Below are 19,938 nucleotides of genomic sequence, written 5' to 3' on the forward strand. Positions count from 1 at the left end.
AAAAGGGCTGCCTCGGGCAGCCCTTTTTTTACCAGTCCAGGCTCAATCGGCTCTGGAAATACCGCATTTCACCCGTCAGCGGGTCCTCGAAGCGCAGACTTTGCGCCAGCAGCTTCAACGGCCGCTCGTAATCGTCCTCACCCTCGAGCAATGTCGGGTAGAACGGGTCGTTGCTGATCCCGGCCCCCAGCGCCGCCATGTGCACCCTCAACTGATGGGTCTTGCCGGTCACGGGCGAGAGTCCGTAGCGCCACAGGTTACCGTTCTTCTCCAGGACCTCGGCCAGGGTCTCGCTGTTGGCCATCCCTTCGACCTCACGCATGCGAAAGAACGGCTCACCATGCTCCAGCCGACTACGGTGAACCAACGGAAATGCCTGCGTCGGCAGCGGTGCAGCGATGGCCTGGTAGCGTTTGTCGATGCGCCGCTCGGGAAACAGCCGCTGATAGGCGCTGCGCGACTGCGGGTTGGACGAGAACAGCACCAGCCCCGCTGTATGGCGGTCGATGCGGTGCAACGGCACCAGGTGGGGATTGTCCAGACGACGGATCAGGCGCCGCAGCAGGGTATGCTCGACATATTCGCCCGTGGGCGTGACCGGCAGAAAATGCGGTTTGTCCGCCACCACCAGGTGCTCATCGCAATGCAGGATCGTTTCCTGGAACGGAATGGGCTTTTCATTGGGGACTTCACGAAAGTAGTGCAGACGCATGCCACGCCGATACGGCAGATCGGCCGCCACTGCCCTGCCCTCGGCGTCGAGCACTCGCCCTCGACTGAAGCGATCGAGCCATTGGTCACGGCCAATGCCCTTGAAGTGATCGCACAGGCAATCGAGTACCGTGGCCCAATGGCCAGGTGGCAGACAAACGGTACTGGCTTGCTGGTGAGCAGGGTCAAACGGCGTGGACATGGCAGGCTCGGTAATCAATGAGCGGGCATTATCGCCAATGCCCGCTCACTCAACCAGCCTCGCCAACTTGCTCACAGCGTGACTTGAGCCAACGCAACACCTGTACCGCCTCCCAGCGTCCGGCATCATAGAGGGCGTAGACCACCCCCTCGTAACCGACGACATCCAGCGGGCGATGAAAACCTGCACGCTGGAACAGCGCCTCGATCTCGGCAAAGCAGGTATTGAAATGGACCTTGCCGAACGGGGTACGGTCGTCGGTCACCAAGCCCTCCATGCGCAGCTCGAGCACCGCATCGCACACCGCTTCCGGGGGCATGCGGTTGACGCTGTACTTCAGTTGCTCGACATTGTGCATCGCCTCACCCCATTTACTGTATCTTTATACAGCATACGAATGTGATATCCCTGCCGTCAATGCGCAACGACTCATTGCAAGCCCGGCAGGTAGCCGGTTCCCTTGCGAACGGTCATTACCTGGCGCCTTGGGTTGTCGAGTGAAATGGCCAGGTGAACCCAGCTGTCGAACTCCAGGATCAGTTGATCGAACGCAATGGAGCTGTCGCGGATGCATTCGGCCAGTTGCCGGGCGGTCATCGCTTTCGCACAGATGTCGGCAGCAAGGCCCGTGCGGTGCGCACTGTTATGCACGCCGCCCACAAGCTGGTTCACGGCTTCATTGCGAAAGGCGCTGGTGATCAGGATCGGGGAGCCTACCAAGGCCCGCACTTGTTCAAGCACCTCGCACAACAAGCGCAGATTGGCCAAGGCCTCGGGATCGGGATCGTTGGGTACGGCGTTGCGGACAGCGGCCTGCGAAAACGTCATCTCTTTGAGCGTGAAGTGCGGCGTAAGGAACATGATGCCTCCCTGGTGCTCGGCTTTGTCGAGCCGACATCATCGACCAGGGCCACAGGAACGGGATGAAGGAAGCACTCCCCTGCGCACTGTCACTTGAGGAAGGCCACCACCTGCTGCGCATCGAACGGCCAGGGCAGTTCAGTGCCACTGTCGCAGCGACGCAAGACAGGAATGATCAAGCCGTAACGCTCGACCGTGGCTTCGTCGTCGGCAATATCCACCAGTTCGACCAACAAACCGTGCTCGACGAACGGCATCAGCACGGCTTCCGCCACTTCACACAAATGACACCCCAAGGTGCCGAACAGTTGGCATTCAGGCAGCATGGTCAGTTCCCGGGTCCACTGAAGAAACGCTCATTCTAGGCTCGCCGGGAACAGCCTGCATCTGCCGCTCAATCCTGGCTGGTGGCGCCGATACGGTGCACAGACAGGTCCGCGCCCTGGAACTCCTGCTCATGGCTCAAGCGCAACCCGTGTACCGCCCTGACCAAGCCGTACACGGCAAAGCCACCGGCCAAGGCCACCAGCAAGCCGGCCAGGCTGCCGAGCAACTGGCTCAGCAGGCTGATACCGCCCAGCCCCCCGAGCGTCGTCTGCCCGAAGATGCCGCACGCCAGACCGCCCCATACGCCACACACACCGTGCAACGGCCACACGCCCAGCACATCGTCGACTTTCCAGCGATTCTGCGAGGCAGTGAAGCACCACACGAACAGCGCTCCCGCCACCAGCCCGGTCATCAGCGCGCCAACCGGGTGCATGAGATCGGAACCGGCACACACCGCCACCAATCCGGCCAGCGGGCCATTGTGCAGGAAGCCTGGGTCATTGCGCCCGACCAGCAAGGCCGACAGCGTGCCGCCCACCATCGCCATCAGCGAATTGATCGCCACCAGCCCGCTGACACCCTCCAGGGTCTGTGCGCTCATGACGTTGAAGCCGAACCAGCCGATGATCAGGATCCAAGAGCCCAACGCCAGGAACGGGATACTAGAAGGTGCGAAAGCCACCAGCCGTCCATCACGGTACCGCCCGCGACGGGCACCGAGCAGGATGACGGCCGCCAGCGCCAGCCAGCCGCCCATGGCATGCACCACCACCGAACCGGCAAAGTCATGGAAGGGTGCGCCGAACCGAGCTTGTAACCAGGCCTGGATGCCCAGGTTGCCGTTCCACACAATCCCTTCGAAAAACGGGTAGACGAACGCCACGATCAGCGCGGTGGCGCACAACTGCGGGGCAAAGCGCGCGCGCTCGGCGATACCCCCGGAGATGATTGCCGGGATCGCCGCGGCAAAGGTCAGCAGGAAGAAGCACTTGACCAAGGCATAGCCATGATCGCTGGCCAGCTCCGCCGCCGGCTGGAAGAAGCTGACGCCGTAAGCGATCCAGTAGCCGATGAAGAAATACACCAGCGCCGAGACGGCGAAGTCGCTGAGAATCTTGCACAGGGCATTGACTTGGTTCTTGTGCCGCACGGTTCCGACCTCGAGAAAGGCGAAACCGGCGTGCATGGCCAGGACCAGAATGGCCCCCATGAGGATGAACAGGGTGTTGGAGCCATGGACGAGGGAGTCCATCGCGCTATGCATGTTTTCCATGGAGTGGGCAGACCTGCTGAAAAATGCACCAGGACAGTTCATAAACCTTGCTCGCGCACCTGATCGGTGCCTGCCGTGTGCCCCATTTTGGGAGGCCGACTACGCAGGGCGTGGTTTTTTCTTGGGTTTGTCGTGGATTGGGTTAAGGTTTATCGGTGTCCGCCAGGGTCTCGCATGCATTCGGGGCAGCGCCTGGCATCGACGCCCCGTGACACGGCAGAACAAAGCAAACGCCGTACCAGCGACAAGCGGTGAACCTTCCGCCACACTCATTACTCGAAATAGCCACACACATCGACAGGGAGAGACTCCATGGCCAGCAAATCGGCAAAGACTGCACAAGAGATCTTGATGGCTGACTTTCAGGCACTGGTACGCGACACCGAGAAACTGCTCGCCGACACCGCCAATCTGGCGGGCGATCAGGCCGACGAACTGCGTGGCCAGATCCACGACCGCCTGCAGCAAGCCCGCGAAAGCCTGCAACTGACCCAGGAGTCGGTACGCGAGCGTGGCCAGGCTGCGCTGGGCAGTGCCGAAGAATACGTCCAGGAAAACCCATGGCAGGCCATCGGCATCGCAGCCGGTGTCGGGCTGCTGGTCGGCCTGCTCGCCAGCCGCCGCTGAGGAGGACGCATGGACAACGACGCCATCGGCGCCGGGGCTTCCGGCAAACGCCTCGGCGCGGCCATCCTGGGGCTGCTGCACAGTCACATCGAACTGTTCGGCATCGAATTGCAGGAGCAGAAAGGCCGTACCCTGCGCCTGCTGCTATTCGCAGGGTTGGCACTGGTTTTTGCCCTGCTCCTGTTGACCGCGCTGTCCGGGTTGATCCTGGTGTTGCTGTGGGACAGCTACCGATTGGCCGGCATCGTCGGCCTTTGCGTGTTCTACAGCGTCGCCGCACTCTTTTGCGGCCTGCGCCTGAAGGCCGCCGTGTTCGATGAATCCTCACCGTTCAGCAGTACCCTCGAAGAACTCGCCAAGGACCGGGAGCGCCTGTTGCCATGAGCCTGCCTGAACTGCCTAATACCCGTAACCCCCGCGAGCTGCGCAAGGCACTGCTGCGCCTGCGCCTGGAAATGCATCGCCAGGAAATTCGCCACGAGTCCGGTCAACTGCTCCAGCCGGTTCAGCGCCTGCGCGGCATGGGTGCATCGGTCCAGGACGGCCTTGGCATCAAGCACGCTCCGCTGTGGGGCCTGGGCGTCGTGGTCGCCCTGGGTTTCCTGACCGGCAAGGGGGTGCGCAGCGGCAACCTGGCGCGCCTGCTGCGCCTGGGTGGCAGCCTGGCGCCCCTGGTGCGCCTGTTCCTGCAGAATGGCCGTCATCGCTGAAACGAAGCGCCCGCGGCTTGCGCGGGTGCCCATGACACGGGAAGCTATGGCCATCATCTGACGGAGATCGAGCCTTGGACTGGCATACCCTGCTCAACCGCGAACGCCTCGGCAAAGCCTTGTACAGCCCTGAAGAACTGGGGCGCAGCCCCTTCCACAAGGACCATGACCGCATCATCTTCTCCGGCGCCTTCCGCCGCCTGGGGCGCAAGACCCAGGTCCATCCGGTTTCGAGCAACGACCACATCCATACCCGCCTCACCCACTCCCTCGAAGTCAGTTGCGTGGGCCGCTCGCTGGGCATGAGGGTTGGCGAGACCCTGCGCGCCAGCCTGCCCGACTGGTGTGCACCAAGCGACCTGGGCATGATCGTGCAGTCGGCCTGCCTGGCCCACGACATCGGCAACCCGCCGTTCGGCCACTCCGGCGAAGACGCCATCCGCCACTGGTTTCAGCAGGCAGCGGGACGCGGTTGGCTCGACGACATGAACGACGACCAACGTGCCGACTTCCTCAACTTCGAAGGTAACGCCCAGGGTTTTCGCGTGCTCACCCAGCTGGAATACCACCAGTTCGACGGCGGCACCCGCCTGACCTACGCCACCCTCGGCACCTATCTCAAGTACCCATGGAGCGCCCGTCATGCCGACGCGCTGGGGTACAAGAAACACAAGTTCGGCTGCTACCAGAGCGAGCTGCCACTGCTGCAGCAGATCGCCCACAAACTGGGCCTGCCGCAGCTCGAGGAACAACGTTGGGCTCGTCACCCGCTGGTGTACCTGATGGAAGCCGCGGACGACATCTGCTACGCGCTGATCGACCTGGAGGACGGACTGGAGATGGAGCTGCTGCAGTATGCCGAGGTCGAGGCGCTGCTGCTGGACCTGGTCGGTGACGACCTGCCCGACACCTATCGACAACTGGGTCCGTCGGACTCTCGTCGGCGCAAGCTGGCCATTCTGCGCGGCAAGGCCATCGAGCATCTGACCAACGCCGCCGCCCAGGCCTTCGTCGAGCAGCAACAGGCGCTGCTGGCCGGGCATCTGGCAGGCGACCTGGTCGAACACATGCATGGCCCAGCCCAGCATTGTGTGCTGCAGGCCAAGGATATCGCGCGCAAGAAGATCTTCCAGGACAAGCGCAAGACGCTGCATGAAATCGGCGCCTATACCACGCTGGAGATTCTTCTCAACGCGTTCTGCGGGGCAGCGCTGGAACAACACGGTGGGCGCACGCCATCCTTCAAGAGTCGGCGTGTGCTGGACCTGATCGGCAACCACGCCCCCGATCCACACGGCTCCCTGCACAACGCTTTCCTGCGCATGATCGACTTCATCGCTGGCATGACCGACAGCTACGCCAGTGAAATGGCGGGAGAAATGACAGGACGCTCCAGCCCTCACTGACAGACAACGAGGGACGGTCAGCCGCAGCTTGCCGTCCCTCTTGAGAGAAACTTCCTACATGCTCACAGAAACATTAAATACCCAGAAAAAATAATTCTGGAATTAGCACACCCTCGTCTTGACTCCTTACAGAGCCTACACAAACCCAGGGCACACGTAGTACTTGGATGTAGGTCTTTTCCCATATATGGCATTACGTCTAACCTCTCATGCCCGAAGACGGTCAACTGCGATAAGGTTTTGTTTGCATCTGACACTCGCCGACTGGGAAGTTGATATGAGCTCCATATTTATTGTTGATGACCACCCTGTGATTCGCCTGGCCATTCGCATGTTGCTGGAAAATCAGAATTACAAGGTCATTGGCGAGTCTGACAATGGCGTCGATGCCATGCAGATGATCCGTGAAACCCCTCCCGACCTGGTCATCCTCGACATCAGCATCCCCAAGCTCGATGGCCTGGAGGTCCTGGCGCGCTTCCAGACCATGGGACTGCCCCTGAAAGTGCTGGTGCTGACGGCACAGTCGCCAACGCTGTTCGCGATCCGCTGCATGCACTCGGGCGCTGCGGGTTTTGTGTGCAAGCAGGAAGACCTGAGCGAGTTGCTCAGCGCAGTCAAGGCAGTACTTTCCGGTTACAACTACTTCCCCAGCCAGGCAATAAACCCCAATCAAGAAATATCCGATCACGACATAGAGCTTTTCCGACAAGTTAACGACAGAGAGTTGATGGTCCTTCAACTCTTCGCACAGGGGCGCAGCAACAAGGAAATCGCCAAAGGCATGTTCCTCAGCAACAAGACTGTCAGCACCTACAAAAAGCGCCTGATGCAAAAGCTAAGGGTCGATACCTTGGTCGACCTGATCGAAGTGGCCAAGCGCAACGCGCTGGTCTGAGGTGAATCATGCCGAGGTACATCGTCTGCGTGCTGCTGACCCTGCTCAGTCTGGGTTGCCATGCTCAAACGAAGCAGGAGGTCGCCCCCCAGAAGCTGGAACTGCTGGTCCGCTCCACCGCCGAAGCAACCGTGCCAGCCTTCTCGGCCGCTCAGCGGCAGTGGCTGCACGACCGTACCAGCCTGACACTGGGAACCTCCGCGCCCAACAATCCCCCCTTCGACGTCACCAGTGGCAACGAGTACCAAGGCCTGACAGCAGAGTATGCCGCCCTGATCGGCAGCGCACTGGGGCTCGAAATAAAAGTCCTGCGATTTACTCATCGCCAGGACGCGGTGGAGGCACTCAAGGCCGGACGCATCGATCTACTTGGCAGTGCAAACAGCTATGAAGCCGCGGTCGAGGGCTTGGCACTGTCAAGACCCTACGCGGTAGACCGCCCCGTTCTGGTCACCCGCGAGGACGAGACACGCCCCCTCGACGTGGGGCTCGCCGACCTGCGCCTGAGCACGCTCTACCATTACCTGCCAATCGAGGATGTGCATACGCTTTACCCGCAAGCTCAGCTGAAAACCTTCAGTTCCACCTCCGAAGCGTTGAACGCTGTCGCGTTTGGCCAAGCCGACGTATTTCTTGGCGATACCATTTCGACTCACTTCCAGCTTACCCGCGGTCATCTGCCGCGCCTGCGCATGGCCAATTTTGGCAAGCACGAAGCCGTGGGCTTCAGCTTCGCTGTGCGCGCCCAGGATCACTTGTTGATGAGCCTGATCAACACCATCCTCGACAGCCAGCCAGCCAACGTGTCGAGTGCGATCTTCAAGCGCTGGAGTGCAGGCAGCGACCTGCTGCTCACCGATCGCCGCCTGCAACTGACCTCGCGCGAACAGCAATGGTTGCGCGAGCATCCCAGCATGCGCGTGGTGGTGAGCGATACCTCCGCCCCCCTGTCATTCTTCGACGGCAACGGCCATTTCCGCGGCATCACCGCCGACCTGCTGGAACTGATCCGCTTGCGCACCGGCTTGCAGTTCGAAGTCCAACGCGCCAACGGGATCGAAGAGATGATCCAGTCGATCGCGCAGGGCAGTGCCGACCTGATTGCCGCGCTGAGCGTCGCAGCACCCGCCCAGGCAGCCCTGCAACTCAGTCGCCCCTACCTCGAAAGCCCCTATGTACTGGTTACCCGCAGCGGCCGCCCCTTCACGTCACTGGAGCAACTGAATGGCCGCCGAGTCGCCATCACACGGCACACCCCGCCTGCGATGCTGCTGGCGACTACGCACCCGCAGATCCGTCTGATCGAGACCGAAAGCACCTTCTACTCCATGGCCCTGCTCAGCAGCGGTGCGGTGGATGCGACCATCACCACGCTGCTGGACGCCAACCATGCCACCGCCGCCAACAACGATCTGGTGATCCGCACCACGATCGGCAACGACCCGGCCTCCTTCTCCATGGCCAGCGCCAAGGATGCCAGCCTCCTGGCTTCGATTCTCGACAAGGCCTTGCTGAGCATCACGCCAGAAGAGCTGGGAGTCATAAACAGTCGCTGGCGCGGCTATGCGTTGCACGATGGTGGCCAATGGCGCGAGTACCAGCGCCTGGTGCTGCAGGTCGTCTTGGGGATCGGCGTTCTGCTGTTGCTGGCGCTGGCCTGGAACGCCTACCTGCGACGCCAGATACGGCACCGTCGCCAGGCAGAACGCGCCCTGAACGATCAGCTCGAATTCATGCGCGCCCTGCTCAACGGGACCCCTCACCCGATGTACGTACGCGACCGCGAAGGACGGCTGCAAAGTTGTAACGACAGCTATCTGGAGGCTGTCGATGCAAGTGCCGATGCCGTCATGGGCAAACTGCTCCAGGAAAGTCTGTTCAGCAACTGCGATTACACCCGGCAGATCCACACCGACTATCTGCAGGTGATGGAAGCAGGCACACCGCTGATCATCGACCGCCCGCTGCGCCTGAAAGACCGCGAGTTGACCATCTACCACTGGATCCTTCCCTACCGCGACTCGCTGGGCGAAGTACAGGGCATCATCGGTGGCTGGATCGACATCAGTGATCGCCGCAAGCTAATCCAGGACCTACGCCTCGCCAAACAGCAGGCCGACGATGCCAACCGGGCCAAGAGCACCTTCCTGGCGACCATCAGCCATGAGATCCGCACACCGATGAACGCCGTGATAGGCATGCTCGAACTCGCTGTCAGGCGCGCCGACCAGGGGCAGTTGGACAACGCGTCGATCGAGGTCGCCTATCATTCGGCCAGGGACCTGCTCGGACTGATCGGCGATATTCTCGACATCGTCAGAATAGAGTCCGGGCATTTGTCCCTGACCCCTGAGCCGATCGATCTGGCGGCCCTGATCGAATCGGTGCGACGGGTGTTCGAAGGCCAGGCCCGGGAAAAAGGCCTACTGCTGGAGGTGCTCATAGAACCCTCGGCGCGCTGCTACGCTCTGCTCGATCCACTGCGTTTCAAGCAGGTGCTCTCCAACCTGGTCAGCAACTCGATCAAATTCACCGACGAGGGCCATGTACGCATCAAAGCCTCGGTACAGGGCAGCGAACGCGACATGCTCGAACTGGAAGTGCGCGACAGCGGAATCGGCATTCACGATGACGACCTGCGACGGTTGTTCAACCCCTTCGTACAGATCAATCCACAGAGTGAAAGCGCCCGCGCCGGTACCGGGCTGGGCCTGGCGATCTGTCGTACCCTGTGCGAGATGATGGGTGGCCAACTGGCGCTCAAGAGCCTGCAGGGCGTGGGCACCCAGGTGCGCCTGCTGATGCCGCTGCAGCGCGTGGCACCACCCCCGGACAGCGTCGTGCAGCCGCCACACATAGAGGCACCCGACACGCGACTCAGGGTTCTGGTGATCGACGACCATCCCGCCAACCTGCTATTGATGGCCCAGCAGCTGACGTATCTGGGGCTCTGGCACGACAGTGCCCGCGACGGTCAGGAAGGGCTGGAAAAATGGCGGCACGGAGACTTCGACGTACTGATCCTCGACTGCAACATGCCACGCATGAATGGCTACCAACTGGCAGAAGTCCTGCGCAGCGAAGAACGCCAACGGGGCAAGGCGGCTTGCACCATCCTCGGCTACACCGCCAACGCCCAACCGGAAGTACGCCAGCGCTGCCTGAACGCCGGCATGGATGACTGTCTGCTCAAACCCATCAGCCTGCAAACCCTCGGATTACATCTGGCCAGTGTGAGCCCCTCGTGTCGGCGGCGCTCACAAGGGCCCTTCGACCTCGACGGGCTGACGAACATCATCGGTGACCGCCGTGAAGACCACGCACGAATGCTGACCACGCTGCAACTGAGCCTGGAACAGGACCTGACCCTGCTGATGACCCTGGACCCCGAGCAGGACGCACAAGCCATCGCCGAGCAGGCGCACAAGATTCTTGGCGTGGCGCGCATGCTGGATGCAAAGGGATTGATGGAGGCTTGTCAGGCGCTGGAAACAGAGGGGATGTCGTCGACGCAACTGAAATTGCGCCGCCAGGCGCTGGCGCGGCAGATGCGCCGCGTAGAGAAGGCCTTGGCCGGTCAGCGTTGCCAACCAGCCAAGACACAGTGACGCGGGATCAGGAAGCCGAGTTGATCGGCTTGTCCGGATACCAGGCATCCAGCAGCGGGCTGACCTCGATCTTGGTGAGCTCGCTGCGGCCCTTGAGCCACGCTTCGACAGTGGCGCGCTGCTCTTCGCTGACCGAACCACGCTTGGCCAGGCAGACCAGGCCGAAGTCATCACCACCGACATAGTCCAGGCCGTTGGCGTCCATGGCCTCTGCCAGGAAGGCGTCGAGGAAGGCATCGATGGCTTCGTCGGACAGGTCTTCCTTGAAGTCCAGGTTCAGTTCGAAACCCAATTCCTGGAATTCATCCACGCACAGCTTCTTGCGCAGACGACGGGAACGGTTGGTAGCCATTGAAACAATCCTCTTGAGTAATTACGCGCGGCACTTTACCAGTTTCCGCGCCAGAGCGGCGCTTTTGTGTCGAACCTGCCCACAAACAGCATGCTTGGGGCATAATGCGCACTATATTTCGCCAAGGGGCCATCATCTCTTACAGCCCCATCGTCCTTTTCCCTCGCCCGCAGGGTTACAGCACTCATGATCAAGACGCTTCGCCCACTGCTTTTCGCCGGCCTGCTCCTTCCCATCGCCTTGCCCAGCCAGGCTGCCGCCGTCAACACCAGCCTGCCACCGAAGGTGCAGCAGGCCCTCAAGACCAACAAGCTGCAGGACAACGCCCTGTCGCTGGTGATGCTGCCACTCGATGGACCAGGCACGCCGACGATCTTCAATGCCGACGTCTCGGTCAACCCGGCCTCGACCATGAAGCTGGTGACCACCTACGCCGCCCTCGAATTGCTTGGCCCGACCTTTCAGTGGAAGACCGAGTTCTACACCGATGGCACCCTGAACAACGGCGTGCTCAACGGCAACCTCTACCTCAAGGGTGGCGGTGATCCGAAACTGAACATGGAAAAGCTCTGGTTGCTGATGCGTGATCTACGTGCCAACGGTGTGCGCACCGTCACCGGCGACCTGGTGCTGGACCGCAGTCATTTCGTTCAACCCACCCTGCCACATTTCGACGATGATGGCGGCGATGTCAACAAGCCCTTCCTGGTCAAGCCGGACTCGCTGCTGGTCAACCTCAAAGCCCTGCGTTTCGTCGCCCGCAACGATGGTGGCAAAGTCGTGGTTTCGGTCGAGCCGCCCATCGCCAGCATCCGCATCGACAATCAGGTCAAGGCCGTGGCCTCGAAGCAATGCACCGGCGATGTGCGCTACAACCCCGTGGTGCAACCCGATGGCGTGAGCGTCACGGTCAGTGGCCAGCTCGGCGACGGCTGCAACTCGCAAACCTATTTGGCCCTGCTCGACCACCCCGCCTATGCGGCCGGTGCGGTCAGGGCGATCTGGAACGAGCTCGGCGGCAGCGTCCAGGGCCGTGACCGCATCGAAAACGTACCCAAAAGCGCGCGCCTGTTGGCCCGGGCCTTCTCGCCCGACCTGGTCGAGGTGATTCGCGATATCAACAAATACAGCAACAACACCATGGCCCAGCAACTGTTCCTCAGCCTGGGCGCGCAATTTCGCACCGATGCCGACGGTGACGATGCCCGCGCGGCACAGCGTGTAGTGCGCCAGTGGCTGGCCAAGAAAGGTATCACCGCACCGCACCTGGTGATGGAGAACGGCTCTGGCCTGTCACGCGCCGAGCGTGTCAGCACACGTGAAATGGCGGCCTTGCTGCAAGCCGCCTGGAAGAGCCCCTATGCGGCCGAGTTCATCAGTTCGATGCCATTGGTGGGCATGGATGGCACCATGCGCAAGCGCCTGAAGCGCACCGCCATGACCGGCGAGGCGCACATCAAGACCGGCACCCTCAACACCGTGCGCGCGATCGCAGGCTTCAGTCGCGACAGCAACGGCCATACCTGGGCCGTGTCGGCGATTCTCAATGATCCGAAACCTTGGGGCGCCTCCCAGGTGCTGGATCAGGTGTTGCTGGAGCTCTACCGCCAACCCAAGGTCGGCACCGGGACTGTCGGCGTGGTGCCCTGACAGAAACGGACAAACCGGGGCTGTGACGCAGCCCCGGCCACCTCAGGGCAACTCTGCCTCCACGCGATCGCGCCCGGCCTGCTTGGCCACATAGACCCCCGCATCCGCTCGCAACAACAAGGCATCGGCCCCTTCACCGACACGCCATCCCGCCACGCCGAAACTGGCCGTCACCCTGCCTACCCCCTCGACCGGCACACCGCGCACGCCCTGCCACAACTCCAGCGCAAGCTTGTGGGCCTGCTCGGCATTGCTGCCCGGGCACAGCACCATGAACTCCTCGCCTCCCAGCCGACAGAACACATCGGTACGCCGCAGCCGATGACCAATGCGCTGGCAGAGGCTACGCAACACGTGATCGCCAACGGCATGGCCAAACTGATCGTTGATGCACTTGAAGTGGTCGATATCGAGCATGATCACCGCCAGGTCCAGTTCATCTCGCTGGGCCCGCTCCAGTTCGACCTTGAGCCGCTCCTGGAAGTAACGCCGGTTGTGGATGCCGGTAAGGACATCGGTGACCGACAGCGCACGCAACTCCTCCTCTACCCGCTTGAGATCGGAGATGTCCGTCAGATAGCCATGCCAAAGGGTGCAGCCCTCCTCCCCGATTTCCGGCGTTGCCTCCCCACGCACCCAGCGCAGGCCGGCGCGGGGCAGGCAGACGCGATACTCCTCGCGCCAGGGCGTCATGCGCTCGGCCGACTCGCGCACCGAGCGACGCACTCGCTCGAGGTCGTCCGGATGAATGCGCTCGAACACCGTCGATGCGTCATGGCGCAGCAACTGCAGGTCCACTTCATAGATATCCAGCAGCCCGGCGCTGGCGTAGGGAAAACACGAATGGCCGTCGGCATCCAGACGATACTGGTAGATGCCTCCCGGGACCTCGGCACTGAGCTTCTCCAGCAGCCGGTCACGGGCGGCCAACGCTTCGTGGACACGACGACGCTCGGTGACATCGATGCAGATGGCCAGGTAACCCACCCACAAGCCTTGCTCGTCGAGCACCGCAGTGACCAGCATGTTGGCCAGCAAATGGCTGCCGTCCTTGCGCACCAACGTCCACTCTCCGGGCTCCCCTGTGCCCTCCTGCACCGTCTCGGCAAACATCGCCTGGCCTGCCGTGATCTCCCGCCCATAGCGCAGGCTCAAGGCGTGGGCACGCTGGCGCAGTTCGTCGGGTTGGACCAGATTCTCCAGCGCCAGGTGCCCCAGCGCTTCGTCGGCCGAATACCCAAGCATGCGCTGCGCCCCCGCATTGAAGGTGCTGATCACGCCCCGCAGGCTGGTGGCAATGATCGCCACCTGGGTCGCGGCATCCAGCACGCTGCGTAGCTGGTTGTGAGTTTCCCGCAGCGACTGCTCGCTCACGCGCAATGCCGCCGTGCGCTGCTCGACCAGGATCAGGGCGCGCTGACGCTGGCTGAACAGGCTGTAGAGCAACGCGCTGAGCAAAAGGCTCAACAGGCCACCGAGCAGGGTCACGGTGAACACCGCTGACGAGCGGTTGGCCCGGAGGAAGGCTTCGCTGGGGCGGATATCGAGCTGATAGTGATGGTCGGCCAGGTGCAGCAGTTGACTGCTGGTCAACGGCAACGGCGCGCTGTGGTTGCCCGAATCGTACAACGTCTCATGGCCCTGGTTGCCCGACAGATCGAGGATGCGCACCACCAGATTGTCGTCCGTGGCGGTCGGCAGCCCCTCGCTGATCAACTGGCGCATGCTCAACAAGGCCATGACATAGCCAGCAGGCGGCCCGCTCGGCGCCGACTCGGCGAACACCGGTGCGACGATCAACAGGCCGCGGGTGTAGGCCGGATCGACGTTGATCATGTCCAGTGGAGAGGAAACCGCCAGGCTCCCGGGCGTGGTAGCGCGATCCAGCGCATCCTGGCGCTGGGGCTGGCTACGCAGGTCGAGCCCGTATGGTTGGTCGTGCTGGTGGGTGGCCTGGGTGTACAGCACCGGGTAGTAGAACGCCCGTGGCGGCGATGGGTGCCAGAGGCCTTGGGCATCGTGATCACGGATCTGGTAGGGGCGCCCCAGCCAGGCACTGGCGCGGCGCTCGAAGACATCGCGCTCACCGGCCTCGACCCGCGGAGCCCAGGAGTAGGCCTGGGTACGGTGCAACAAGGGGCGGGCGTAGCCGTCGAACTCCTCGGGGAGAATTTCACTGGAGTAGCTGAAGAAGCGCCTCAGACCATCCAGGCGCTGCTCCTGATCCTCGAAACGTTCGGCGATACGGCTGTAGCGCTCACTGGCCAGTAGTTCGAAGCGCTGACGCAACTGCTGCTTGTAGAAGGCGTGGGCGGCGAAGGCCAGTGCAGCAGTGAGCAACCCGCCGGCCACCAGCGCGAACAGCGCGACAGCCCAGGCCGAGAGCGCCTCGCTGATCAGGCCGAACATCTTCGCACGCACCCTCGACATAGAGCATTCTCATCACGTCAGCGTCCTGCGAATTGTTCGGCCCTGAGCTGATTTATAGCCATTAGCCATCAGCACTGCAATGCACTTCGTCTCTTCAGCGTAGCTGCAGGCGCCAGGCCCGGTGGATACGGTTGTTGCGGGCGAAATCCGGATCCAGGGTCTGTGCGCTGATCTCTTCCACCGCATAGCGCTCGACCAGGTGCTCGTCGAGCTGGAACTTGCGGAAGTTGTTGGAGAAGTACAGCACGCCCCCCGGTGCCAGACGCGCCATGGCCAGATCGAGAAGACGCACATGGTCACGCTGCACGTCGAACACCCCCTCCATGCGTTTGGAGTTGGAGAAAGTCGGTGGGTCGATGAAGATCAGGTCGTAGCTGTCCTGGGCATTTTCCAGCCAGGCCATCACATCGCTCTGCTCCAGGCGGTTGCGCTCGGAGAAGCCATTGAGCGACAGGTTGCGCCGCGCCCAGTCCAGGTAGGTTTTCGACAGGTCGACGCTGGTGGTACTGCGCGCGCCGCCCTTGGCCGCATGCACGGTGGCGGTTGCGGTGTAGCAGAACAGGTTGAGGAAGCGCTTGCCGGCCGCTTCGCGCTGGATACGCAGGCGAATCGGGCGGTGATCGAGGAACAGGCCGGTGTCCAGGTAGTCAGTCAGGTTGACCAGCAGCTTGACGCCACCTTCACTGACTTCCTGGAAGCGCCCTTCCGTGGCCTGACGCTCATACTGGCGCGTACCGCCCTGGCGCTCGCGGCGCTTGAGCACCACGCGCTGAGGATCGACACCCAGGGCCTGGGGAATCGCCGCCAGAGCGTCGAGCAGGCGGGCCTGGGCCTTGTCCGGATCGACCGAACGCGGCGCCGCATATTCCTGGACATGTACCCAATCCTGATAGAGGTCGACCGCCAGGGCATACTCAGGCATGTCGGCATCATACAGACGGTAGCAGTCAATCTGCTCGCGGCGAGCCCACTTGCCCAGTTGCTTGAGGTTCTTCTGCAGGCGGTTGGCGAACATCTGCGCGCCTTCGGAAAGACGTGCCGGTTCATGGGCCGCGGCCGGTGCCGCACGCGAGTCGCCGGCTTGATCATCGGCCGGGCGACGCTCGCCGGTCACGAACTGGTCGGGCTGGACCTTGAACAGCAACAGCTTGCACGGCAGCGCGCCGTTCCAGAACGCATACTGCTTGTGGCTGCGGATGCCCATGCGCTTGCCCAGCTCGGGTGCGCCGGTGAACACCGCCGCTTCCCAGCCCATGCAGGCCTGGCGCAGGCGTTCGCCGAGGTTCTGGTAGAGGTACAGCAGGCTCGCCTCGTCTCCCAGGCGCTCGCCATAGGGCGGGTTGCTGATGACCAGGCCTTTCTGGTTCTGGTCCGGGCGCGGCTCGAAGCTGGCGACTTCGCCCTGGTAGATCTTCACCCAGTCCCCCAGGCCTGCGCGCTCGACGTTGTTGCGTCCGGGCTGAATCAACCGCGGGTCGGCCTCATAGCCGCGAATCCACAACGGCGGCTTGGCCAGGCCCGCCTGAGCACGGGCCTGGGCCTCGTCGTGCACCTTGCGCCACAGCGCCGGGACATGGCCCTGCCAGGCACTGAAGCCCCAACGCTCGCGCTTGAGATTCGGTGCAATATCGGCGGCAATCATTGCAGCTTCGACGAGGAAGGTCCCGACACCGCACATAGGGTCTGCCAACGCGCCGCCCTCGGCGGCAATACGCGGCCAACCGGCGCGAATCAGCACCGCAGCAGCCAGGTTTTCCTTGAGCGGCGCAGCACCTTGCTGCAGGCGATAGCCGCGCTGGTGCAGGCTGTGGCCGGAAAGGTCGATGGACAGGATGGCCTCGCCACGGTCCAGGCGCAGGTGCACACGCAGGTCGGGGTCGATCTTGTCCACCGACGGGCGCTGGCCTTCACGGTTGCGCAGCTTGTCGACAATCGCGTCCTTGACCTTGAGCGCGCCGAAGTGAGTGTTGTCGATACCCGATCCATGGCCACTGAACTCGACCGCCAGGGTGCCGTCGGCGGCCAGGTGGTCCTGCCAGTCGACACCGTGCACGCCATCATAGAGGTCGTCGGCGTTCTTCATGGCAAAGCGCTTGACCACCAACAGCACGCGGTTGGCCAGGCGTGACCAGAGACACAGCCGGTAGGCGGTTTCCATGTCGGCCGCGCCGCGGATTGCCGAGGTATGCTCGCGCACATCGGCCAGGCCCAGGCCGCGGGCTTCTTCCGCGAGCAGCCCTTCCAGGCCTTTGGGGCAGGTGAGATAGAGTTCGAATGAGTCCGACATGTAGATTCCAGAGCCTCTGGGCTGTGTGCTGGCAACGCGACGCATCGCTGTTGCCTGAGTTTGCCGGATACCCTTCCAGCAGGTATCCGGGTGGCGTGCCGATCATTCGGCAAACCCGGCCACCCGATCGACAACCGACGCCGGGTGGCGCAAGAGGGTTTGATCGTCGGGCAGTGTGAAAATTTCGTCTAACGAAGGCATCGGTGTGACCCTTCGTCGCATTACCAGATGTTGCGTCAGTTCGATGGCGCCAATGGCCAAATGATTTCAACCACCAGCAAACCCTCATCATAGCGGGACAAAACCTAAACAAGGTTGAGTCGCATTTATTTACTTATCCCCTCACCCCTGGAAAGGTTACGTCCTTATGACAAATTGATCATTCACACTGTGACTCGCATTGGTTAGAACTGACCTCAGGCCGCCTCGCAACGGGACGGCACTTTCAGCTCGCCACGCCGGCAGCGAGCGCAAACCGGCAGAAAGATTCTGCCCGGCCTCGGAGAGGCCGACGGGACATTACAGTCAACAAGTGAGGGCAACACCCTATGAGAAGACTTAAGCGTGATCCGTTGGAAAGAGCATATTCACGTGGCTACCAATACGGGGTAACCGGCAAATCCCGCGAACTTTGCCCCTTCAATCTGCCATCCGTTCGCCAGGCATGGATCAACGGTTGGCGTGAAGGTCGCGGCGACAACTGGGACGGTATGACCGGCACCGCTGGCATCCAGAGACTCAACGAAAATCACGCCGTTGGCTGAACGAGGACACTGAATTCGAGTCACCATGCACGCCCCATCCGGGCGGCGGGCTGAGGCCCAGGGGCCCCTTCAAGGGGCCCTTTTTATTGGCTGCCGTTTTCTAGCGGGGCAGCGCCGCAATCGCATCCACCGCCTCACGAATCAGTGCCGGGCCCTTGTAGATGAAGCCCGAATAGATCTGCACCAGGCTCGCACCGGCTGCGATCTTCTCGGCAGCATGGCGCCCTTCGGTGATCCCGCCCGCCGCGATGATCGGCAACTTGCCGCCCAGTTCAGCAGCCAGCACCTTGACGATGTGAGTGCTCTTCTCCAGCACCGGCGCCCCGGAAAGCCCACCCGCCTCGCCCCCGAACGGCAGCCCTTCGACCCCTTCGCGCCCCAAAGTGGTATTGGTCGCGATTACCGCATCCATGCCCGACTCGACCAGGGCTGCCGCCACCAGCGCGGTTTCCTCATCGCTCATGTCCGGTGCAATCTTGATCGCCAGCGGCACGCGTTTGCCGTGCTCGCTCGCCAGCTGTTCGCGACGCTCGGCCAGCGCGTCGAGCAGTTGCTTGAGCGAATCACCAAATTGCAGGCTGCGCAGGCCGGGAGTGTTGGGCGAGCTGACGTTGACAGTGATATAGCTGGCCTGGGTGTAGACTTTTTCGAGGCAGATCAGGTAGTCGTCCTGGGCACGCTCGACCGGCGTGTCGAAATTCTTGCCGATGTTGATGCCCAGCACACCGTCATAACGCGCCGCGCGCACCCGTTCCAGCAGGTGATCCACACCCAGGTTGTTGAAGCCCATGCGGTTGATGATCGCAGTCGCTTCCGGCAGGCGGAACAACCGTGGCTTCGGATTGCCAGGCTGTGGTCGCGGGGTGACAGTACCGATCTCGACGAAGCCGAAGCCCAGCTGGGCGAAGCCGTCGATGGCCGCGCCGTTCTTGTCCAGGCCTGCGGCAAGGCCCACGGGGTTGGCAAAGTTCAAGCCCATGACGGTCACCGGCACCGAGGCCGGACGCTTGCACAGCAGGCCATTGAGACCAAGGCGGCCACCGGCGCCGATGAGGTCGAGCGACAGGTCGTGGGAGGTTTCCGGGGAGAGCTTGAACAGCAGCTGGCGGGCCAGGGTATACATGGGCAGGCAGGACTCGGGGGTCAGTGAGGAATGCGATTATAGCCAGCGCGCCGTCCGCGCGACAGGGCCTTGGCACATGGGTTGCTTCGAAGCGCTGGCAACCCGATCGGTACGGGTGAGGATATTTCGTGAACACAGCCCCTCCGACAACACCCTTGGCCTGGGTCAACGGCAGCGATGCACCCGAGAAACCCAGCCTGAACATCGGTTTCATGGCCCTGACCGACTGCGCCTCGGTGGTGGTCGCGGCCACGCAGGGCTTCGCACAACTCCAGGGTCTGACCCTCAATCTGCAGCGTCAGGCTTCCTGGGCCGGCACCCGAGACAAACTCGCCAGCGGCGAACTGGATGCTGCCCACTGCCTGTATGGGCTGGTCTACGCCATGCACCTGGGCATGGGCGGTGTCGCGGCCAACGATATGGCGGTGCTCATGGGCCTGAACCAGAATGCCCAGGCGATCAACCTTTCCCCCGCGTTGCAGCGCAAGGGCGTGACCAGCCCTGAAGCACTGGCGCGACTGGTGCACCAGCATGGCGCACGCCTGACCTTCGCCCAGACGTTTCCCACCGGCACCCATGCCATGTGGCTGTACTACTGGCTGGCCAGCCAGGGCATCCACCCACTGCACGACGTCGACAGCGTGGTGGTGCCACCAGCACAAATGGTCGCGCACCTGCAGAAATCGGAAGAGCACACATCTGAACC

Annotated in this window: 18 protein-coding genes; 9 read left to right on the forward strand and 9 right to left on the reverse strand. The window is 62.3% G+C overall.

Annotated elements, in window-relative coordinates:
- Positions 1–28: 28 nt before the first annotated feature.
- The 5 genes from ACPZMI_RS09850 to ACPZMI_RS09870 all read right to left on the reverse strand — a co-directional run bounded on the left by ACPZMI_RS09850 (position 29) and on the right by ACPZMI_RS09870 (position 3,377).
- Entirely contained in the window at positions 29–913 is an 885-nt protein-coding gene (locus ACPZMI_RS09850; RefSeq protein WP_186666696.1) for a pseudouridine synthase, read from the reverse strand.
- Positions 914–962: 49 nt separating this feature from the next.
- Positions 963–1,271, reverse strand: a complete 309-nt coding sequence (locus ACPZMI_RS09855; RefSeq protein ID WP_054892451.1) for a hypothetical protein — start codon at positions 1,269–1,271, stop codon at positions 963–965.
- A gap of 71 nt (positions 1,272–1,342) precedes the next feature.
- Entirely contained in the window at positions 1,343–1,774 is a 432-nt protein-coding gene (locus tag ACPZMI_RS09860) for a D-Ala-D-Ala carboxypeptidase family metallohydrolase (protein ID WP_186666697.1), read from the reverse strand.
- Positions 1,775–1,863: 89 nt separating this feature from the next.
- The gene (locus tag ACPZMI_RS09865; RefSeq protein WP_186666698.1) at positions 1,864–2,100 is read right to left on the reverse strand and encodes a glutaredoxin family protein; all 237 of its coding nucleotides are present in this window, start codon (positions 2,098–2,100) and stop codon (positions 1,864–1,866) included.
- 68 nt (positions 2,101–2,168) lie between these two features.
- Entirely contained in the window at positions 2,169–3,377 is a 1,209-nt protein-coding gene (locus ACPZMI_RS09870; protein WP_186666699.1) for an ammonium transporter, read from the reverse strand.
- A gap of 312 nt (positions 3,378–3,689) precedes the next feature.
- On the opposite strand from ACPZMI_RS09870, the gene ACPZMI_RS09875 reads away from it, so the two are divergent.
- From ACPZMI_RS09875 to ACPZMI_RS09900, 6 genes are all read left to right on the forward strand, one after another.
- Complete coding sequence (locus ACPZMI_RS09875) at positions 3,690–4,004, forward strand: ElaB/YgaM/YqjD family protein (RefSeq protein WP_186666700.1); 315 nt, start codon at positions 3,690–3,692, stop codon at positions 4,002–4,004.
- Between the two features lie 9 nt (positions 4,005–4,013).
- Positions 4,014–4,388: a phage holin family protein gene (locus ACPZMI_RS09880; protein WP_186719739.1), complete on the forward strand. Its 375-nt coding sequence runs from the start codon at positions 4,014–4,016 to the stop codon at positions 4,386–4,388.
- Positions 4,385–4,714 carry a hypothetical protein gene (locus ACPZMI_RS09885; RefSeq protein ID WP_186666702.1) on the forward strand — a complete coding sequence of 110 codons (330 nt, stop codon included), beginning with the start codon at positions 4,385–4,387 and terminating at the stop codon, positions 4,712–4,714. The genes ACPZMI_RS09880 and ACPZMI_RS09885 overlap by 4 nt, the downstream gene beginning before the upstream one ends.
- 74 nt (positions 4,715–4,788) lie before the next feature.
- Positions 4,789–6,120 carry a deoxyguanosinetriphosphate triphosphohydrolase gene (locus ACPZMI_RS09890; RefSeq protein ID WP_186666703.1) on the forward strand — a complete coding sequence of 444 codons (1,332 nt, stop codon included), beginning with the start codon at positions 4,789–4,791 and terminating at the stop codon, positions 6,118–6,120.
- 277 nt (positions 6,121–6,397) lie between these two features.
- A complete protein-coding gene (locus ACPZMI_RS09895; RefSeq protein WP_288374875.1) occupies positions 6,398–7,018 on the forward strand; it encodes a response regulator transcription factor in 621 nt (206 codons plus the stop codon).
- Positions 7,019–7,026: 8 nt separating this feature from the next.
- Positions 7,027–10,626 carry an ATP-binding protein gene (locus ACPZMI_RS09900; RefSeq protein WP_426352136.1) on the forward strand — a complete coding sequence of 1,200 codons (3,600 nt, stop codon included), beginning with the start codon at positions 7,027–7,029 and terminating at the stop codon, positions 10,624–10,626.
- A gap of 7 nt (positions 10,627–10,633) precedes the next feature.
- Here the strand turns inward: ACPZMI_RS09900 and ACPZMI_RS09905 are convergent, their stop codons facing one another.
- The gene (locus ACPZMI_RS09905) at positions 10,634–10,978 is read right to left on the reverse strand and encodes a YggL family protein (RefSeq protein WP_054892459.1); all 345 of its coding nucleotides are present in this window, start codon (positions 10,976–10,978) and stop codon (positions 10,634–10,636) included.
- A gap of 186 nt (positions 10,979–11,164) precedes the next feature.
- Here ACPZMI_RS09905 and dacB point away from each other — a divergent pair, with 186 nt between their 5' ends.
- A complete protein-coding gene (dacB, locus tag ACPZMI_RS09910) occupies positions 11,165–12,628 on the forward strand; it encodes a D-alanyl-D-alanine carboxypeptidase/D-alanyl-D-alanine endopeptidase (protein ID WP_426352137.1) in 1,464 nt (487 codons plus the stop codon).
- A gap of 42 nt (positions 12,629–12,670) precedes the next feature.
- Here dacB and ACPZMI_RS09915 read toward each other — a convergent pair whose 3' ends face one another.
- Both ACPZMI_RS09915 and rlmKL read right to left on the reverse strand, forming a co-directional pair.
- On the reverse strand, positions 12,671–15,058 hold the full coding sequence (locus ACPZMI_RS09915; RefSeq protein ID WP_426352138.1) for a sensor domain-containing diguanylate cyclase: 2,388 nt from the start codon (positions 15,056–15,058) through the stop codon (positions 12,671–12,673).
- A 94-nt stretch (positions 15,059–15,152) separates the two neighbouring features.
- On the reverse strand, positions 15,153–17,345 hold the full coding sequence (gene rlmKL, locus ACPZMI_RS09920) for a bifunctional 23S rRNA (guanine(2069)-N(7))-methyltransferase RlmK/23S rRNA (guanine(2445)-N(2))-methyltransferase RlmL (RefSeq protein ID WP_426352139.1): 2,193 nt from the start codon (positions 17,343–17,345) through the stop codon (positions 15,153–15,155).
- Between the two features lie 548 nt (positions 17,346–17,893).
- Here rlmKL and rmf point away from each other — a divergent pair.
- Positions 17,894–18,109: a ribosome modulation factor gene (gene rmf, locus ACPZMI_RS09925; protein ID WP_080642046.1), complete on the forward strand. Its 216-nt coding sequence runs from the start codon at positions 17,894–17,896 to the stop codon at positions 18,107–18,109.
- A 100-nt stretch (positions 18,110–18,209) separates the two neighbouring features.
- Here rmf and ACPZMI_RS09930 read toward each other — a convergent pair whose 3' ends face one another.
- On the reverse strand, positions 18,210–19,232 hold the full coding sequence (locus ACPZMI_RS09930; protein WP_063543995.1) for a quinone-dependent dihydroorotate dehydrogenase: 1,023 nt from the start codon (positions 19,230–19,232) through the stop codon (positions 18,210–18,212).
- Between the two features lie 128 nt (positions 19,233–19,360).
- On the opposite strand from ACPZMI_RS09930, the gene ACPZMI_RS09935 reads away from it, so the two are divergent.
- Positions 19,361–19,938: CmpA/NrtA family ABC transporter substrate-binding protein (locus ACPZMI_RS09935; protein ID WP_426352140.1), on the forward strand; the 578-nt coding region annotated here is incomplete at its 3' end.

The organism is Pseudomonas wayambapalatensis (genome assembly GCF_049942315.1).
GTDB lineage: Bacteria > Pseudomonadota > Gammaproteobacteria > Pseudomonadales > Pseudomonadaceae > Aquipseudomonas > Aquipseudomonas wayambapalatensis.

What these genes read in the sequence shown, in the direction of transcription:
- ACPZMI_RS09850 (WP_186666696.1), bottom strand. Translation starts at nt 913, where the DNA reads ATGTCCACGCCGTTTGACCCTGCTCACCAGCAAGCCAGTACCGTTTGT.
- ACPZMI_RS09855 (WP_054892451.1), bottom strand. Translation starts at nt 1,271, where the DNA reads ATGCACAATGTCGAGCAACTGAAGTACAGCGTCAACCGCATGCCCCCG.
- ACPZMI_RS09860 (WP_186666697.1), bottom strand. Translation starts at nt 1,774, where the DNA reads ATGTTCCTTACGCCGCACTTCACGCTCAAAGAGATGACGTTTTCGCAG.
- ACPZMI_RS09865 (WP_186666698.1), bottom strand. Translation starts at nt 2,100, where the DNA reads ATGCTGCCTGAATGCCAACTGTTCGGCACCTTGGGGTGTCATTTGTGT.
- ACPZMI_RS09870 (WP_186666699.1), bottom strand. Translation starts at nt 3,377, where the DNA reads ATGGAAAACATGCATAGCGCGATGGACTCCCTCGTCCATGGCTCCAAC.
- ACPZMI_RS09875 (WP_186666700.1), top strand. Translation starts at nt 3,690, where the DNA reads ATGGCCAGCAAATCGGCAAAGACTGCACAAGAGATCTTGATGGCTGAC.
- ACPZMI_RS09880 (WP_186719739.1), top strand. Translation starts at nt 4,014, where the DNA reads ATGGACAACGACGCCATCGGCGCCGGGGCTTCCGGCAAACGCCTCGGC.
- ACPZMI_RS09885 (WP_186666702.1), top strand. Translation starts at nt 4,385, where the DNA reads ATGAGCCTGCCTGAACTGCCTAATACCCGTAACCCCCGCGAGCTGCGC.
- ACPZMI_RS09895 (WP_288374875.1), top strand. Translation starts at nt 6,398, where the DNA reads ATGAGCTCCATATTTATTGTTGATGACCACCCTGTGATTCGCCTGGCC.
- ACPZMI_RS09900 (WP_426352136.1), top strand. Translation starts at nt 7,027, where the DNA reads ATGCCGAGGTACATCGTCTGCGTGCTGCTGACCCTGCTCAGTCTGGGT.
- ACPZMI_RS09905 (WP_054892459.1), bottom strand. Translation starts at nt 10,978, where the DNA reads ATGGCTACCAACCGTTCCCGTCGTCTGCGCAAGAAGCTGTGCGTGGAT.
- dacB (WP_426352137.1), top strand. Translation starts at nt 11,165, where the DNA reads ATGATCAAGACGCTTCGCCCACTGCTTTTCGCCGGCCTGCTCCTTCCC.
- ACPZMI_RS09915 (WP_426352138.1), bottom strand. Translation starts at nt 15,058, where the DNA reads ATGTCGAGGGTGCGTGCGAAGATGTTCGGCCTGATCAGCGAGGCGCTC.
- rlmKL (WP_426352139.1), bottom strand. Translation starts at nt 17,345, where the DNA reads ATGTCGGACTCATTCGAACTCTATCTCACCTGCCCCAAAGGCCTGGAA.
- rmf (WP_080642046.1), top strand. Translation starts at nt 17,894, where the DNA reads ATGAGAAGACTTAAGCGTGATCCGTTGGAAAGAGCATATTCACGTGGC.
- ACPZMI_RS09930 (WP_063543995.1), bottom strand. Translation starts at nt 19,232, where the DNA reads ATGTATACCCTGGCCCGCCAGCTGCTGTTCAAGCTCTCCCCGGAAACC.